This is a genomic window from Flavobacterium sp. GL_143 (assembly GCF_057834355.1).
This window is the reverse complement of record NZ_CM174401.1, coordinates 4,942,537-4,958,714: the sequence shown is the minus strand read 5'-3', so window position 1 is coordinate 4,958,714 and position 16,178 is coordinate 4,942,537. Positions and strand designations below refer to the sequence as shown.

The window sequence follows — 16,178 nt, the reverse complement described above, 5'->3', positions numbered from 1 at the left end:
CATGTCAGTTTTAAACGGTAAGAAAATTTTACTAGGAGTTTCTGGTGGAATTGCAGCCTATAAAACAGCATCATTAGTACGACTTTTTATAAAAGCAGGTGCCGAGATTCAAGTAATCATGACACCTGCTTCTAAGGATTTTGTAACGCCACTTACGTTATCAACCTTATCAAAAAATCCAGTACATTCTTCTTTCTTTAATCAAGAAGATGAAAATGAAAAATGGAACAATCATGTCGAATTAGGACTTTGGGCCGATTTGATGATTATTGCTCCAGCTACCGCAAATACAATGTCAAAAATGGCAAACGGTACTTGCGATAATCTATTGATAGCAGCTTATTTATCGGCAAAATGTCCAATTTACTTTGCACCAGCAATGGATTTGGATATGTATAAACATCCCTCAACGTTAGCGAGTTTTTCGTTATTAAAACAGTTTGGAAATACTATTATTCCTGCTGAAAGCGGAGAGTTGGCTAGTGGTTTGTCTGGAGAAGGTCGTATGGCAGAACCAGAAAATATAATTGCATTTTTAGAAGCTGATTTAGAAAGTAAATTACCTCTTAAAGGGAAAAAGTTTTTAATCACAGCTGGTCCAACATACGAAGCAATAGATCCAGTGCGTTTTATAGGAAACCATTCCTCAGGAAAAATGGGGTTTGATATTGCATCAGAAGCAGCAAACTTAGGAGCTTCGGTTATTCTTGTTGCAGGACCTACAAATTGTAAAGTTACAAACACATCAGTAAAAGTAATTTCGGTAACATCAGCACAAGAAATGTATGATGCATGTCATGAATATTTCTCAGATGTAGATGTTGCAATTGCAGCAGCAGCAGTTGCGGATTATAGACCGAAAATAGTTGCATCGCAAAAAATAAAGAAAGCTTCAGAAGATTTTACAATTGAGCTGGAAAAAACAAAAGATATCTTATTGTCATTAGGAGAAATAAAGGAAAAACAATTTTTAATTGGATTTGCTTTAGAGACTGAAAATGAAATTGAGAATGCAAAGCTGAAAATTCAGAAAAAAAACTTAGATTTGATAGTTCTAAATTCTTTACAGGATAAAGGAGCAGGTTTTGGTGGGGGAACTAACAAAGTAACCTTTATTGATAAGGCTTTTGCCATCGAACCAATGGAATTAAAATCCAAAGAAGCAGTTGCAATTGATATTTTAAATAAGGTGATAAAGCATTTTCATGAATAAAATACTTACTTTTTTGTTGTTTTTAACTTTTGGCCTTACGCAGGCGCAACAGTTAAATTGTACGGTAACCGTAAATTCTCAAATGCTTCCTAATGCAAATCAGCAAGTTTTTAAAACATTGCAGACAGCATTGAGCGAATTTGTAAACAATACAGATTGGACAGGGAGTTTGCTAAAGCAAAATGAAAAAATAAACTGTTCGATGTATATTACGATTACGTCAAATAACTCAGATCAGTTTTCGGGTACAATACAAATACAATCATCTCGATTAATTTATAATTCTACTTACTCATCTCCAGTATTCAATTTTAATGATAAGGATTTAAGTTTTAGATATACAGAATTTGAAAATTTATTGTATAATCCAAATGTTTTCGAATCAAATCTTGTTTCTATAATGACTTTTTATAGCTACATGATTTTAGGAATGGATGCTGATACTTTTATGCCAGCATTAGGGAATCCTTTTTTCGAGACTGCTCAAAGTATTGCCAATGTAGCTCAACAAGGAGGATATAAAGGCTGGAGTCAGGCTGATGGAGTACAAAATCGTTATTTCTTAATTAACGATATGCTTTCGCCAACATATAATGACTTGAGACAATGTGTTTATGGGTATCATACAGGTTTAGATGTAATGAATCAGGATTTAAAGCTAGCCAAAGAAAAAATTAAAACTTCGTTATCGCTTATAGGAAAACTAAATGCAACGAAACCAAATGCTTTTTTAACGCGTGTCTTTTTTGATGCTAAATCAGATGAAATTGTATCTATATTTACAGGAGGGCCAAGTGTTCCTATAGCAGATTTAGTAGAGAATTTAAATAGAGTTTCGCCAATGAACTCTGCTAAATGGTCGCAGATTAAATTTTAAGCATTCTATTAAGATTGCTTATTTCCAAAACTTATATTACAAAAAAGAGATATGATTACTTCATTGTCAATAAAAAATTATGCACTGATTGAAAAATTATCAATTGATTTTTCAAAAGGCTTTTCTATAATTACTGGTGAAACAGGAGCTGGAAAGTCGATAATATTGGGTGCATTAGGCTTAGTTTTAGGTAAAAGAGCCGATTTGACTTCATTGAAAAATAAAGAAGAAAAGTGTGTAATCGAAGCACATTTTAAAATTTCTAAATACAATCTGGAAGCTTTTTTTGAAGCTAATGATTTAGATTATGAAGAAGATACTATAATAAGACGCGAAATCTTGCCTTCGGGAAAATCACGTGCTTTTATAAATGATAGTCCAGTAAATCTTCAGGAATTGCAAGAGTTGAGTTTGTATTTAATAGATATTCATTCGCAACAGCAAACCCAGGAACTTTCAGAAGAAAGCGTACAATTTCAGATTATTGATGCAATTGCTGATAATTTTGGTGTTATTACAGATTATCAAAATGTTTTAAAGAAATATAAGTCAGATAAAACAAAGCTGAATTCCCTTCTTAAAAAACAAAGCGAATCGGCTAAAGAACAAGAGTATAATACCTTTCTTTTAAATGAATTAGTTGCTGCGCAATTAAAATCGGGACAACAAGAAGAGCTGGAAGAAGAATTTGAAAAACTTAACAATGTTGAGATTATCAAAGAATCATTAGATAAATCTTTGGCTATAGCCAATGAAGAACAATTTGGAGTAATCCAGAATCTTAATGAAATAAAAGCTTCTTTGCATAAAATTGCTACTTTCTCGACAGAATATGGAGCTTTATTTGAAAGGATAACAAGTCTGGCAATAGAGTTTGATGATGTTTCGGGTGAATTGCAAAAAGCATCAGAGAAATTATTGAATGATCCGGCTCAACTTGACTTCATCAGTCAGAAATTGCAGGTTATTTATAATCTACAAAAAAAGCATCAAGTTGCTTCGGTTGATGATTTAATTGAAATTCAAACTAAACTAGAAAATTCAGTTCTGGAATTAGGTAATATCGAAGAAGAAATAACAAAATTAACCACTTCGATTGAGCAAAAAACAATTGAGTTGGACGCTTTTGCAAATAAAATTCATGAAAACAGAATTGCTGCAATACCATTATTGTCAGATAAATTAATAATAATATTAGAAACATTAGGAATGCCAAATGTTCGTTTTAAAATTGATATTAATTTTGGAGAAACATACTTCCCGAACGGAAAAGATGAACTTCAGTTTTTATTTTCCGCAAACAAAGGAACCGATTTTGGGTTACTTAAAAAAGTTGCTTCAGGAGGGGAAATGTCACGTATAATGCTTGCAGTAAAAGCAATTTTGGCACAATACTCTAAATTGCCAACATTAATTTTTGATGAAATCGATACAGGAGTTTCAGGAGAAATAGCAGTTAGGATGGGAGAGATAATGAAAGAGATGAGTCAGCAAATGCAAATCTTCGCAATAACTCATTTACCGCAGATAGCGGCAAAGGGAGAGTCTCATTTTAAGGTATTTAAGTCAATAGTAGATGATGATACACAATCAGAATTAAAGCTTCTGTCACAAGAAGAACGAGTAATGGAAATTGCTCAAATGTTGTCAGGTTCAGTCGTTTCAGATTCAGCTTTAAATCATGCTAAAGCCTTGCTTAACTAAAAAAATGGATTATATTTGTCAATCAAAATAAACGGTCTTGCCAAGTAAAAAACGGTAGTTAAATACCAGCATTTTATAAAATAAAAATAAAAAACAGTTCCAAAATTATGATTATAGAACCAAGAATGAGAGGATTCATTTGTTTGACATCACACCCAAAAGGATGCGAACAAAATGTAAAAAATCAAATAGAATATATAAAATCTAAAGGACCAATTGAAGGTGCTAAAAAAGTATTAGTAATTGGAGCATCAACAGGTTTTGGATTGGCTTCTAGAATTACAAGCGCATTTGGATCTAATGCCGCTACAATTGGAGTGTTTTTTGAAAAACCACCAGTTGAAGGAAAAACAGCTTCTCCAGGATGGTATAACTCAGCAGCGTTTGAAGCAGAAGCTCACAAAGCAGGATTATATGCAAAAAGTATCAATGGTGATGCTTTTTCTAACGAAGTAAAACAACAAACATTAGACTTGATTAAAGCTGATTTAGGTCAGATTGATTTAGTTATTTATAGCTTAGCTTCTCCAGTTCGTTTGCACCCTGTTACAGGAGTATTGCATCGTTCAGTTTTAAAACCAATCGGAAGTACATTTACTAATAAAACTGTTGATTTTCATACAGGAAATGTAACAGAGGTTTCTATCGAGCCATGTACAGAAGAAGAGATTGCTAACACTGTTGCAGTAATGGGCGGTGAAGATTGGTCAATGTGGATGGATGCATTGAAAAAAGAAAACCTATTAGCTCCTGGAGCTACAACAGTTGCTTATTCTTATATTGGACCATCTTTAACAGAGGCAGTTTACCGTAAAGGAACTATCGGTCGTGCTAAAGACGATTTAGAAGCTACAGCATTTGCTATTACAGATAGTTTAAAAGATTTAGACGGAAAAGCATACGTTTCAGTAAATAAAGCATTAGTTACACAAGCAAGTTCTGCAATTCCAGTTATTCCATTATATATCTCATTATTGTACAAAATTATGAAAGCCGAAGGTCTTCATGAAGGATGTATCGAGCAAATTCAGCGTTTGTTCCAAGATAGATTATATACAGGAAAACCAATTCCTACAGACGAAAAAGGAAGAATCCGTATCGACGATTGGGAAATGCGTGAAGATGTTCAGGAAAAAGTAGCTAAGTTATGGTTGGAAGCAACTACAGAAACATTGCCGGCAATTGGTGATTTGGCTGGATACAGAAATGACTTCTTAAACTTATTCGGATTTGAATTTGAAGGAGTAGATTACAAAGCAGACACAAACGAAGTAGTTGGGATAGAAAGTATCAAATAATCCAACTGAATTTATATAATTATTTAAAACCATCAACCCAAAGTTGGTGGTTTTTTTATGGATATAACTTACCTTTGTTAAAATTTTACAGTTAAAACAAATACTACCTTAATACCGCATACCTAATTATGGTGTTTTCTTTAATTATACCAGTGTATAATCGTCCTGACGAAGTTGATGAGCTATTAGAAAGCTTATTATTATCTGAATATAAAGAGCCTTTTGAAATCGTACTTGTAGAAGATGGTTCAACATTGCCATGCGATGACATAGTTCAGAAATATCAAGGAAAATTAAATATTTCCTATTATTTTAAAGAAAATTCAGGACCTGGAGATTCCAGAAATTTTGGAATGCGTAAAGCATTAGGAGATTACTTTATCATTTTTGATTCAGATTGTATTATCCCACCTGATTATTTATCAGAAGTTGATAAAGCACTAAGAGAAGATTATGTAGATTGTTTTGGTGGTCCGGATAAAGCATTGGCTAGTTTTTCGAATATTCAGAAAGCAATTAATTTTGCCATGACATCTTTCCTTACAACAGGAGGGATAAGAGGAGGTTCAGAGAAAATAGGCAAGTTCCAGCCGCGTAGCTTTAATATGGGATTATCTAGAAAAGGATTTGAAGCATCAAAAGGATTTGGAAACATTCACCCTGGCGAAGACCCAGATCTATCAATACGTTTATGGAATTTAGGTTTTGAAACCAGACTTTTCTCTAAAGCTTACGTATATCATAAACGAAGAATCGATTGGGATAAATTTTCGATTCAGGTAAATAAATTTGGAAAAGCCAGACCAATACTTAATAGTTGGTATCCCCAATATAATAAACTTACTTTTTTCTTTCCAACTTGTTTTATTTTAGGACTTGTTTTGGCAGTTATTATATTGCTGTTTTTCAACATTGATATATTATTACAATTGTATTTTGTTTATTTTGTCATAATTTTTATAGTATCGACAATTCAAAATAAGAGTTTAAAAATTGGATTTTTATCAGTTATTGCAGTTTGGAAGCAATTTTATGGTTACGGAATTGGATTTTTAGAATCGTTTATTAAGATAATTATCTTAAAGAAAAAGCCACAAGAAGCATTTCCGGGATTATTTTTTAAGATTTAATATGACAAAAGTAATAGGCTTAACAGGAGGTATTGGTAGTGGTAAAACTACCATAGCAGGGTATTTTAATGAAATGGGAATTCCTGTTTATATTGCCGATGATGAGGCTAAAAAAGTCATGCAATCCGATGAAATAATTGCCGCTATTCATGAAACTTTTGGTGCTGAAATTTTTGATAATAATACATTAAATAGAGCCAAATTGGCTGATATTGTTTTTAATAATGCAGATAAATTAGCATTACTCAATGCAATTGTACATCCTGCTGTAAAAACGGATTTTGAGAATTGGTTACTAAAGCATAAAAAAGAGCCCTATATAATTTACGAAGCAGCAATTTTGTTTGAAAGCGGACGTTATAAAGAATGTGACATTATAATTACGGTTACCGCACCCCAGGAAACCAGAATTGAGAGGGTAATGAATCGCGATAAAACTACTCGCGAACATGTTTTAAAAAGGATGAATATGCAATGGAACGATGAACAGCGTTTTGCTAATAGTAATTATATTATTCATAATTTGAATCTTAAAATTGCTAAGCAAGAAGTTGTTAAAATTCTTAAAATTTTAGATATTAAACAAAATCACTCTTAAATGTTAATATTTGGTTAATGTATTATTTAGTATATTGTTAAAATATTAATTTTGTTTCGATGAATAAATTGTTTTTTAGAATTCTTGTTTTATTGATGAGCTTATCCTTAATAGGGATAATTCTTGTTCAGGTATATTGGTTTACTTCTTCGTTTAAAAATAATGACGAACAGTTTAAGTTTCATGTTAAACAAGTTATTGGAAATGTAGCCGATAAGCTACAACAGCAAGAAGCCTATAGTTTTTATGATAAATACAATCATTATAAAGATAGTACAGGTAAAGTACCACAAAAAAATGATTTGTTAGAATTTTATTACGTTCAAAAAAATCCTAGAACAAATAAAACAATTGTATATTCAAATAGTATTATATCAGAAGATTATAATATAAATGGCTCGTTCTTTGATAAGAAATTTAGTAACGAAAGGTTTAAGAATTTTAATTCTAAGCGTACAACCGAAGTTTATAATAATAACAGTATAGATAATTCGTTGCAACAAAGCATAATACCAGATGTAAAGATTGAGAAATCAGGAAATCTGGATGTTTTAGATAACGCGCAATTTGAGATATTCTTTAAAGACATTGCTTCGGCAATGCCAATTAACGAAAGGATCACCAAAGAGAAGCTGCAAAAGCTGCTGAAAAAAGAATTAGAAGAGTACGGTGTAAAAACAAAATTCGAGTTTGGAATTTATAGTAGCGGTATTGCTACCAAAATTAAATCGGATGGGTTTAAATATGATAAAGAATCAACCTACTCGATACCAATTTTTGCAGATAATGAAGGGAATAACAAATATGAGTTATCGGTAACATTTCCTCACAAGAAGAAATTTTTACTATCAGAGTTAGTAAGTATAACCATATTGTCAATCATATTTACGCTTATTATCATAATTGCTTATACAAGTGCATTAAATCAGTTAATACGTCAGAAACATATATCTGAAATTAAAACAGATTTTATAAACAATATGACGCATGAGTTTAAAACTCCAATTGCAACAATAAATCTGGCTTTGGATGCCATTAAAAATCCTAAAATAATCGAAGATAAAGAGAAGGTCTTTAGGTACCTTCAGATGATACGGGACGAGAATAAACGAATGCACGCTCAGGTTGAGAATGTATTACGAATCTCTAAATTAGAGAAAAGTGAATTGGATATCAACAAAGAACCGACCGAAATCCATGGGATTATCGATGATGCAATTGAGCATGTAAGTTTGATTCTTGAGGATAGACAAGGTACTATTACAAATCATTACGATGCAGCCAGAGCGACAGCATTAATTAATGAAGTACATTTTACCAACGTCTTAGTTAATATCTTAGAGAATGCTATAAAGTATTCGCCAGGTATTCCTAAAATAGAAATTTTTACAGAGAACATTAAAGATATGATTCTTATAAAAGTAAAAGATAATGGGTTAGGAATGAGTAAAGTGGCTCAAAAAAGAGTTTTTGAGAAATTTTACAGAGAACACACGGGAGATTTACATAATGTTAAAGGCCACGGATTGGGCTTATCATATGTAAAAAGGATAGTAGAAGACCATAATGGTCAAGTTTACGTAGAAAGTGAAAAAGGGAAAGGTAGTACCTTTATAATAAAAATACCACTAATAAATTAAAATATGGAAAATATCAATAAAAGAATTCTTTTAGTAGAAGATGACCTTAATTTTGGTGCAGTTCTTAAAGACTATTTAATGCTAAATGACTTTGAAGTTACATTGGCAAAAAACGGAATGGAAGGCTTCGAGAAATTCAAGAAAGACGTATACGACTTATGTATTCTTGATGTCATGATGCCATATAAGGACGGATATACATTAGCAAAAGAAATCAGAGAGAAAAATAGCGAAGTGCCTATTATCTTTTTAACAGCAAAATCTATGAAAGAGGATGTGTTAAAAGGGTACAAAGCAGGAGCAGATGATTATTTGAATAAGCCATTTGATTCAGAAGTATTATTAATGAAAATCAAAGCGATTATTCAAAGAAAATCTTCTGATACTAAAGCTGAGCAAGTTCAGTTTGAGTTTAACATTGGTAAATTTCATTTAAATTCAAAACTTAGATTTTTAACTTTTGAAAATGAAGAGCCAATAAAGTTATCTCCAAAAGAAAACGAATTATTGAAAATGTTAATCCTTCATGAAAATGATTTAATGCCAAGAGAATTAGCATTAACAAAAATCTGGAGAGATGATAATTACTTTACTTCAAGAAGTATGGACGTTTATATCGCCAAACTTAGAAAGTATCTTAAACCAGACGAAGATGTTGAAATTCTTAACATCCACGGTGAAGGTTTTAGATTAGTTGTTAAAAACAAAGTAACTGCATAAATTAAAAAGCTTCGAGAAATCGGAGCTTTTTTTTGTAACTATTTCCCGCTTTCCGTTACAAGATTTTTCATAAAAAAGGCATTTCCTATGATTAAAAACGAGCTTCCGCTGGTCGCTGTTTTTATTCAGGAAATGTTTTTTTTTATTTCAAAATGCTTTTCATTACAATCAGGGTTAAGAGATGTTTATTTAAAATAGAATATGAAGATTTTAATTGATAATCCTGCAAGGTTTTTTAACCTTGCAGGATATTAAAAATGTTAGTTCTGAAAACCTTATTTCTTCCAGTTAAGTTGTAATGCGAAGCAAGATTTATCGCCTTTTGTAATACTAAAGGTTGAATTGTCTTCAGTTTCACTTTCGTGTATTACAACAGCATCGTTTAAGGATAATTCTTTTAAGAAATTCATTTCGAAACTTTCTATTTCCTGATTCAGAATATGTTTTGGGTCAACGTGATCCAAACACCATTCTAAGTATTTTACATTATTGGCATGGTTTACAATATCTAAATCGGATAGATAAACGGTTTTTTCAAAAACTGATTCTTTTTCTGGATTGATATTAATTTTAGAGAAACCTTCTTTTGTGGCTCTGTTATCTGGATATAACTCAAAATGGTCATAAGGAAGTGCTAATCCTTCAGGGCGACGTGCTTTTGTATTAAAAACTGCCCAGAATGTCTCGCTGCCAATTATTTTTTTGCCGTTTACATACATTTCTAATGCACGTACAGAACGGGAATTTTCCAGACTATTAATCCATGTTTTTACCGTTACCACATCTTGCCATTTAGGCAAAGCAGTAACTTCTACGCGCATTCGGCTTAAAACCCAAGCTTGATCGAATTCCTGCATATCTGTAAAACTAATTCCTCCAACTTCTGAGTGGGCGGCGGCTGTTAGTTGTAAAAGATTGCACATATCGGTATATTTTAAATATCCATTTGGTGTGCATTGTGTAAAATTGATTTCCCAGTCTTTGCTTAATACAGACGTGAAATTTGGAGAGATTGGCATGAGTCCTTTATCTTATTTTTTTATACTTTCTTCGATGAAGTTGATTATCTCATTTTTTGGAGTGAGATAATCAAACCATTTTGTGTTTTCATTGCGTTTGAACCAAGTTAACTGACGTTTTGCAAAGCGTCGGGTGTTTTTCTTGATTTCTTCGATTGCAAAGGGCAACGTAAATTCTTCATCAAAATAACTAAATAATTCCCGATATCCCACCGTTTGTAGTGCATTTAACGCTTTGTTAGGATAAAGGCTTTGTGCTTCTTCTAGTAAACCTTGGTTAAGCATTATGTCAACACGTTGGTTTATTCGGTCGTAAATTACAGCTCTGTCAGCTTCTAAACCAATTAAGACAGGAGTGAAGTTTCGATTATTCTTTTTCTGATTTAAAAACGATGAATATGGCTTTCCTGTTCCTAAACAAACTTCGACAAAGCGCATCATTCGTTGCGGATTTTGTAATGTCTGAGGATTTTCGATAGTTAGTTTATCGTAATAAGCAGTATCTAGTTTTTTTAATTGCTCTTGTAGATACAAAATTCCGTTTTGTTCATATTCTAGTGCTACTTTTTCGCGAATTGTTGTATCGATTTCAGGAAATTCATCAAACCCTTTTAATACAGCATCTACATATAATCCGGAGCCACCTACAAGAATTACGTAATCATTGTGTTGGAATAGTTCTTCTAACTTGGTTATGGCTTCTTTTTCGTAATCGCCTACGGTATAGTTTTCGAAAATAGATATATTCTGGATAAAATGATGTTTAGCGGCCTGTAGTTCGTCTTGATTGGGTACGGCTGTACCAATTGTCATTTCTTTGAAAAACTGACGGCTATCGCACGATATTATCTCGCACTTAAAATGTTGTGCCAAAGCAATACTTAAGGCAGTTTTACCTATAGCTGTTGGTCCGACGATGGTGATTAAGTATTTCATATTTTTTAGCCCAGATGGAAACGTAAACCCCGGACTTAGATTTGTTTATTTTTTTGGTATAAAAGAGCGACTTTATGAAGCTCCTTTTATGCCTTAAAAAAATTACGAATGTAAGGAGGAGTTGTAGTGTACAGCTGGAAAAGGCTTCATAAATTAATTATCGGGTAATGTTTCGCCACATTCATAGCAATATTTTGCATTATCAAAATGAACTTGGGAATTACATTTTAGACATTTCTTTTTTGTACTGATAGAGTTGCTTTTCAGGCTGCTTTTGGCAAATTCGGCTGTTACGATTCCAGTAGGAACGGCAATGATTCCGTAACCCATAATCATAACCAATGAGGCTAAAAATTGTCCTATTGGCGATGCTGGTGAGATATCACCATAACCAACGGTTGTTAGGGTAACGATTGCCCAGTAAATACCCATTGGGATGCTGGTAAAGCCGCTTTCTTTGCCTTCGACTACGTACATTAATGAGCCAATAATTACTGCACTAATAACTACAAAATAGATGAATACAAGGATTTTTTCTTTACTGGCTTCCATTGCTTCGCGAAGCTGTATGGATTGTTGTGAGATTTGGGGGATATGTAAAATCTTAAACAATCGGAAGAAACGTAGCACCCTTACAATTGTTAAAACATTTGTAGCAGGAAAAAATATAGATAAATACATGGGTAATATCGCCATTAAATCGATGATTCCATAAAAGCTAAAAACATATTTTATGGGTTTTTGTATCGAAATAATACGTAAAATGAACTCTATGGTAAAAAATACGGTGATTATCCATTCGCAAATAAGAAGCTGTGTATGGTATTTTTGATTGATTCCTTCTACGGTATCCATCATAACCAATAATACGCTTAGTAAAATAAGTCCTAGAAGTACCAAATCGAACAAGCGCCCTAAAACGGTATTTGTACCATAAAGGATGATTTGGGTTTTTTGCCTAAAAAGGTCGTATTTGGATTTTATTCTTGACATATCTGCGAAGATACTGAAAGTTAATATGTATTAAAAATGAATTACTTTTAATGATTTGCTTTTTCTCATGTAATTCTGAATTATGCTTTTAGCATCACGATTGTTTTGCATCGGAATTATGATATTTTTCAGGATTTCGATGTTGGTAATCTGATAGTTTAAATCGTAAAAAGCATAACCTTTATAAACGCCATTTTCTATTAATATTGCGCTGCGCTCGTTTACAGTTCGCCCACGGTCGATTAAAATCATGTTTTTGTTTTCGAAACTATAATCGGTAATAAAGTTTTGAACTCTTGCATTATATTCTTCGGGAGTGATTTCTCCGATACATGCACCGTCGCATTCTTTTATTTTATATTGAAAACATTCTTTCTTAGTGAGATATAAACCAGTCAGTTTTTGGCACAATTTGTATTTATCGGTGATGAAAAACAAAGCGTTTTTTCCTTCTTGTAAACTTCCGTAAGAGGTGATTTCTTTTTTACGTCCGTCGGTTTTCTGAAGTTTTAAGTTTAGATAACCATTTTTGTCTTTTTCGGCGTATAATGAAAGTGGGAAAATAGTTTTTTTCTGCGAACGATTGTATTTGGGTTTATTGACTTTTATTTCTTCGCTTTCTTTTAAAAGCGCAATAAGTTCGCTTCCTGTTTCATCATAAGTTACTGTAAATACTTCGGCTTGGATTTTTTTGCTTTTGGTATTTGTTCCTGTAAAATGCTGATTGATGCGTTTTTTTATGTTTCGGCTTTTGCCAATGTATATTAAATTTCCGCTTTCGTTATGAATGTAGTATACACCTGTTTTTGTAGGTGCTTGTGCTACAATATCTAATAATTTTGGCGCAATTCCTTTTTCGACTTCTAGTTTTATGAAGTCTTTTATGATTGTTTTTTCGGTATCTTTTTCAAGAAGCATTTTGAACAACTTTACTGTTGCCATTGCATCACCATTGGCACGATGTCTGTCGGCCATTGGAATTCCTAGTGCGCGAACTAGTTTTCCTAAGCTGTAAGAAGGTTGTTCTGGAATTAATTTTTTGGCAAGTTCGACTGTACAAAGCGTTTTGGCTTCGAAATCATAACCTAAACGGCGAAATTCTGTGCGTAAGATTCTGTAATCAAAAGAGGCGTTATGTGCTACGATAACACAATCGGAAGTAATTTCGATAATTCGTTTAGCAACTTCAAAAAACTTTGGTGCTGAACGTAACATTGCATTACTGATACCTGTAAGTTTTACAACAAATGGCTGAATGGGAATTTCCGGGTTCACCAGGCTAATGAATTGGTCGACTACTTCATGACCATCAAATTTATAGATGGCAATTTCGGTAATTCCTTCTTCATTAAACTGTCCTCCAGTTGTTTCTATGTCTAGTATTGCGTACATTATCAATGTCAATTTCAAAAATCAAATTCAATTTCAAAGTCAATAATAATCCTTAAAATTACTATTGTCGTTGTGATTGTTATTGACTGTTTTTATTTATTATCATTTTTGATGAAATTGCAATAAGTTGTTCTACTTCAATTAGAAGTTTATTTCTTTTATCGTTATCACCTTCTTTAATATAATTCAGAATTTTTAATGAGTTTCTTGATTCTTTTAACTCTTTTGCTACTAATGAAACTTTAAAAATAAAATCTTTATCAGTAATTGTACCTTGAGCTTCTCCAAAATTTAAGGATGCACTTCCAGATGATCTGATTAATTGATTTTTATAGTATTCGTTTTCAAATAATTTCTCCAATTGCCTTGTAAAGAAAATACATTCTCCTGCAAAACGAACTAACCTATCTTCAAAATTGAATATTTTTTCCATTAAGTATTGATTTTTGCAATTGATATTGATTTTTGAAATTTATCTCCCTCCAAATATACTACTTCCAATTCGAACCATGGTACTACCACATTCTATGGCAAGTTGGTAATCTCCGGACATTCCCATCGAAACCGTATTCAGTTTACAGTTTACAGGTTTTGTAGCTTGTAAAGAGTCAAAAATAGACTTTAAATGTGTGAATTCTTTTTTTATTTGGTTTTGATTTTCTGTAAAAGTTGCCATTCCCATTAAACCCAAAATTTGAATGTTTTTCATATTATGAAAATCTTCTGAGGCTAGGAGTGATGTGAGTTCTTTTTCGTCAAGACCAAATTTTGTTTCTTCTTCGGCAATATGCATTTGAAGCAGGCAATCTATAACTCGGTTGTTTTTTAACGCTTGTTTATTGATTTCCTGCAATAATTTTAAACTATCAACACCATGAATTAAACTTACAAACGGAGCCATAAATTTGACTTTATTCGTTTGTACGTGTCCAATCATGTGCCATTGGATGTCTTTTGGCATTTCTTCCCATTTGTCTGCCATTTCCTGGATTTTGTTTTCTCCAAAAATGCGTTGACCAGCTTCGTAGGCTTCCATTAAATCAGTAACAGGTTTGGTTTTAGAAACCGCAACTAATGTTACATGTTCGGGTAGAGAAGCTTTTATTTGGACTAAGTTTTGCTTTATTGAATTCATTTGTTGTTGTAAAACTTAATTATTTCATTGTTTTTTTGCTTTGCCCAATTTTTAAGATTAAGCGAAGAAATGTTTTTTATTTTTTGAGAATCTTCTAGTTCTAAAAGGTTAAAATTGAATACTTCTGAAATTTCCTTCTTATTGTTTTCAGTTCGGATAATTTTAATTTTCACATAAAAAAGTGACATTTCAGAATAGTAAAACTCTCCGTAAATATTTTCTGAATATGCATTCTCATAATGTATAGCTTGATGATACACTCCTTTTATTAGTGTACTATATTCTTCAAAATCATAATTTAGTTGTTCGGTTTTTGATAGAGTATTGTATTTTTCTTCATTAAAATGTTTTGTGTAAATCTTATAGGAGAAACCTCCAGTACCTTTTACGGTTTTGGCTTTCTGTTTTTTGAGTTTAATTTTAGTTGTACCTTCAATTGTTCCTTCTACAATGAGATAGTTATTGTTTTTTTTACAGAGACTATCAATTTCATTAGTTGAGAATTTTTTATCAGAATCTATTTTTATGTTTTGAGAAATGCAAATTGCAGTTACAAAATAAATAATAACTAAAAATAGATTTTTCATACTGTTTAAAATTTCATTTTAAATAAATTGCTTTGAGATTTTCTCTGCTTTTTTACTTTCACTATAATCATAGAATCCTTCGCCAGATTTCACTCCTAATTTCCCAGCTCTAACCATATTTACCAATAAAGGACATGGTGCATATTTAGGATTTTTGAAACCGTCGTACATTACATTTAAAATAGCCAAACATACGTCAAGTCCAATAAAATCGGCTAGTTGCAATGGTCCCATCGGGTGTCCCATTCCTAGTTTCATTACTGTGTCTATTTCGTAAACGCCAGCCACTTTGTTATATAACGTTTCGATTGCTTCGTTTAGCATAGGCATTAAAATTCTATTTGCCACAAAACCTGGATAATCGTTTACTTCAACTGGAGTTTTACCTAGTTTTACAGATAATTCCATGATTATTTTGGTAACTTCATCGCTAGTATTATAACCGCGAATGATTTCTACCAATTTCATAATTGGCACAGGATTCATAAAGTGCATCCCGATAACACGCTCTGGATGAGTTACAACAGCTCCGATTTGTGTTATAGAAATAGATGAAGTATTGGTCGCTAAAATTGTATTATGCGAACAAGTTTCGTTTAATTGCTTAAAAATATTCAGTTTTAGATCGATGTTTTCTGTCGCAGCTTCTACAACTAAATCAACACCTACAACACCATCTTTAATATCGGTATAGGTAATAATATTAGTTATTGTTTTAGCTTTTTCTTCTTCAGTAATACTTCCTTTTGCAAGCATTCTGTCTAAATTAGCGGCAATAGTTGCCATTCCTTTATCCAACGATTTTTCGGAAACATCAATTAGTTTTACTACAAAACCACTTTGTGCAAACGTATGAGCGATTCCGTTACCCATTGTTCCTGCACCGATTACAGCAATTGTTTTCATATTATTTAAGTACTATATTTTATAATTTTA

At 32.3% G+C, this 16,178-nt stretch carries 16 protein-coding genes; 8 read left to right on the top strand and 8 right to left on the bottom strand.

Features of this window, described 5'->3' with window-relative positions; all coding sequences use genetic code 11:
- Position 1: 1 nt before the first annotated feature.
- The 8 genes from coaBC to AC3IPI_RS20895 all read left to right on the top strand — a co-directional run bounded on the left by coaBC (position 2) and on the right by AC3IPI_RS20895 (position 9,180).
- Complete coding sequence (gene coaBC, locus AC3IPI_RS20930; protein ID WP_489155475.1) at positions 2-1,213, top strand: bifunctional phosphopantothenoylcysteine decarboxylase/phosphopantothenate--cysteine ligase CoaBC; 1,212 nt, start codon at positions 2-4, stop codon at positions 1,211-1,213.
- On the top strand, positions 1,206-2,090 hold the full coding sequence (gene porD / locus AC3IPI_RS20925; protein WP_039113073.1) for a type IX secretion system protein PorD: 885 nt from the start codon (positions 1,206-1,208) through the stop codon (positions 2,088-2,090). The genes coaBC and porD overlap by 8 nt, the downstream gene beginning before the upstream one ends.
- A 51-nt stretch (positions 2,091-2,141) precedes the next feature.
- Entirely contained in the window at positions 2,142-3,794 is a 1,653-nt protein-coding gene (recN, locus tag AC3IPI_RS20920; RefSeq protein WP_489155473.1) for a DNA repair protein RecN, read from the top strand.
- A 107-nt stretch (positions 3,795-3,901) separates the two neighbouring features.
- Positions 3,902-5,092, top strand: a complete 1,191-nt coding sequence (fabV, locus tag AC3IPI_RS20915; RefSeq protein ID WP_039113071.1) for an enoyl-ACP reductase FabV — start codon at positions 3,902-3,904, stop codon at positions 5,090-5,092.
- A gap of 128 nt (positions 5,093-5,220) precedes the next feature.
- Entirely contained in the window at positions 5,221-6,222 is a 1,002-nt protein-coding gene (locus AC3IPI_RS20910; RefSeq protein ID WP_039120199.1) for a glycosyltransferase family 2 protein, read from the top strand.
- A 1-nt stretch (position 6,223) separates the two neighbouring features.
- Positions 6,224-6,820, top strand: coding sequence for a dephospho-CoA kinase (coaE, locus tag AC3IPI_RS20905; protein ID WP_489155470.1), 597 nt, complete (start codon positions 6,224-6,226; stop codon positions 6,818-6,820).
- 59 nt (positions 6,821-6,879) lie between these two features.
- Complete coding sequence (locus AC3IPI_RS20900; RefSeq protein WP_489155468.1) at positions 6,880-8,460, top strand: sensor histidine kinase; 1,581 nt, start codon at positions 6,880-6,882, stop codon at positions 8,458-8,460.
- A gap of 3 nt (positions 8,461-8,463) precedes the next feature.
- On the top strand, positions 8,464-9,180 hold the full coding sequence (locus tag AC3IPI_RS20895) for a response regulator transcription factor (RefSeq protein ID WP_035620894.1): 717 nt from the start codon (positions 8,464-8,466) through the stop codon (positions 9,178-9,180).
- A gap of 275 nt (positions 9,181-9,455) precedes the next feature.
- On the opposite strand, the gene AC3IPI_RS20890 is transcribed toward AC3IPI_RS20895, so the two are convergent.
- From AC3IPI_RS20890 to AC3IPI_RS20855, 8 genes are all read right to left on the bottom strand, one after another.
- Complete coding sequence (locus AC3IPI_RS20890) at positions 9,456-10,199, bottom strand: acyl-[acyl-carrier-protein] thioesterase (protein WP_039113068.1); 744 nt, start codon at positions 10,197-10,199, stop codon at positions 9,456-9,458.
- Between the two features lie 12 nt (positions 10,200-10,211).
- Complete coding sequence (gene miaA, locus AC3IPI_RS20885; protein ID WP_086895771.1) at positions 10,212-11,135, bottom strand: tRNA (adenosine(37)-N6)-dimethylallyltransferase MiaA; 924 nt, start codon at positions 11,133-11,135, stop codon at positions 10,212-10,214.
- 153 nt (positions 11,136-11,288) lie between these two features.
- Complete coding sequence (locus AC3IPI_RS20880) at positions 11,289-12,128, bottom strand: ion transporter (protein WP_039120201.1); 840 nt, start codon at positions 12,126-12,128, stop codon at positions 11,289-11,291.
- Positions 12,129-12,158: 30 nt separating this feature from the next.
- Positions 12,159-13,520: an exonuclease domain-containing protein gene (locus AC3IPI_RS20875; protein ID WP_489155464.1), complete on the bottom strand. Its 1,362-nt coding sequence runs from the start codon at positions 13,518-13,520 to the stop codon at positions 12,159-12,161.
- Between the two features lie 79 nt (positions 13,521-13,599).
- Positions 13,600-13,953, bottom strand: coding sequence for a four helix bundle protein (locus AC3IPI_RS20870; RefSeq protein ID WP_489155462.1), 354 nt, complete (start codon positions 13,951-13,953; stop codon positions 13,600-13,602).
- Between the two features lie 39 nt (positions 13,954-13,992).
- Positions 13,993-14,655 carry a YggS family pyridoxal phosphate-dependent enzyme gene (locus tag AC3IPI_RS20865; protein WP_489155460.1) on the bottom strand — a complete coding sequence of 221 codons (663 nt, stop codon included), beginning with the start codon at positions 14,653-14,655 and terminating at the stop codon, positions 13,993-13,995.
- Positions 14,652-15,242 carry a hypothetical protein gene (locus tag AC3IPI_RS20860; protein WP_489155458.1) on the bottom strand — a complete coding sequence of 197 codons (591 nt, stop codon included), beginning with the start codon at positions 15,240-15,242 and terminating at the stop codon, positions 14,652-14,654. The genes AC3IPI_RS20865 and AC3IPI_RS20860 overlap by 4 nt, the downstream gene beginning before the upstream one ends.
- An 18-nt stretch (positions 15,243-15,260) precedes the next feature.
- Positions 15,261-16,148 carry a 3-hydroxyacyl-CoA dehydrogenase family protein gene (locus AC3IPI_RS20855; RefSeq protein WP_489155456.1) on the bottom strand — a complete coding sequence of 296 codons (888 nt, stop codon included), beginning with the start codon at positions 16,146-16,148 and terminating at the stop codon, positions 15,261-15,263.
- Positions 16,149-16,178 lie beyond the last annotated feature (30 nt).

Coding starts and splice junctions, on each gene's coding strand:
- miaA (WP_086895771.1), bottom strand. CDS start 11,135: ATGAAATACTTAATCACCATCGTCGGACCAACAGCTATAGGTAAAACT.
- AC3IPI_RS20890 (WP_039113068.1), bottom strand. CDS start 10,199: ATGCCAATCTCTCCAAATTTCACGTCTGTATTAAGCAAAGACTGGGAA.
- AC3IPI_RS20880 (WP_039120201.1), bottom strand. CDS start 12,128: ATGTCAAGAATAAAATCCAAATACGACCTTTTTAGGCAAAAAACCCAA.
- AC3IPI_RS20870 (WP_489155462.1), bottom strand. CDS start 13,953: ATGGAAAAAATATTCAATTTTGAAGATAGGTTAGTTCGTTTTGCAGGA.
- recN (WP_489155473.1), top strand. CDS start 2,142: ATGATTACTTCATTGTCAATAAAAAATTATGCACTGATTGAAAAATTA.
- AC3IPI_RS20860 (WP_489155458.1), bottom strand. CDS start 15,242: ATGAAAAATCTATTTTTAGTTATTATTTATTTTGTAACTGCAATTTGC.
- fabV (WP_039113071.1), top strand. CDS start 3,902: ATGATTATAGAACCAAGAATGAGAGGATTCATTTGTTTGACATCACAC.
- AC3IPI_RS20910 (WP_039120199.1), top strand. CDS start 5,221: ATGGTGTTTTCTTTAATTATACCAGTGTATAATCGTCCTGACGAAGTT.
- coaE (WP_489155470.1), top strand. CDS start 6,224: ATGACAAAAGTAATAGGCTTAACAGGAGGTATTGGTAGTGGTAAAACT.
- porD (WP_039113073.1), top strand. CDS start 1,206: ATGAATAAAATACTTACTTTTTTGTTGTTTTTAACTTTTGGCCTTACG.
- AC3IPI_RS20875 (WP_489155464.1), bottom strand. CDS start 13,520: ATGTACGCAATACTAGACATAGAAACAACTGGAGGACAGTTTAATGAA.
- AC3IPI_RS20900 (WP_489155468.1), top strand. CDS start 6,880: ATGAATAAATTGTTTTTTAGAATTCTTGTTTTATTGATGAGCTTATCC.
- AC3IPI_RS20865 (WP_489155460.1), bottom strand. CDS start 14,655: ATGAATTCAATAAAGCAAAACTTAGTCCAAATAAAAGCTTCTCTACCC.
- AC3IPI_RS20895 (WP_035620894.1), top strand. CDS start 8,464: ATGGAAAATATCAATAAAAGAATTCTTTTAGTAGAAGATGACCTTAAT.
- coaBC (WP_489155475.1), top strand. CDS start 2: ATGTCAGTTTTAAACGGTAAGAAAATTTTACTAGGAGTTTCTGGTGGA.
- AC3IPI_RS20855 (WP_489155456.1), bottom strand. CDS start 16,148: ATGAAAACAATTGCTGTAATCGGTGCAGGAACAATGGGTAACGGAATC.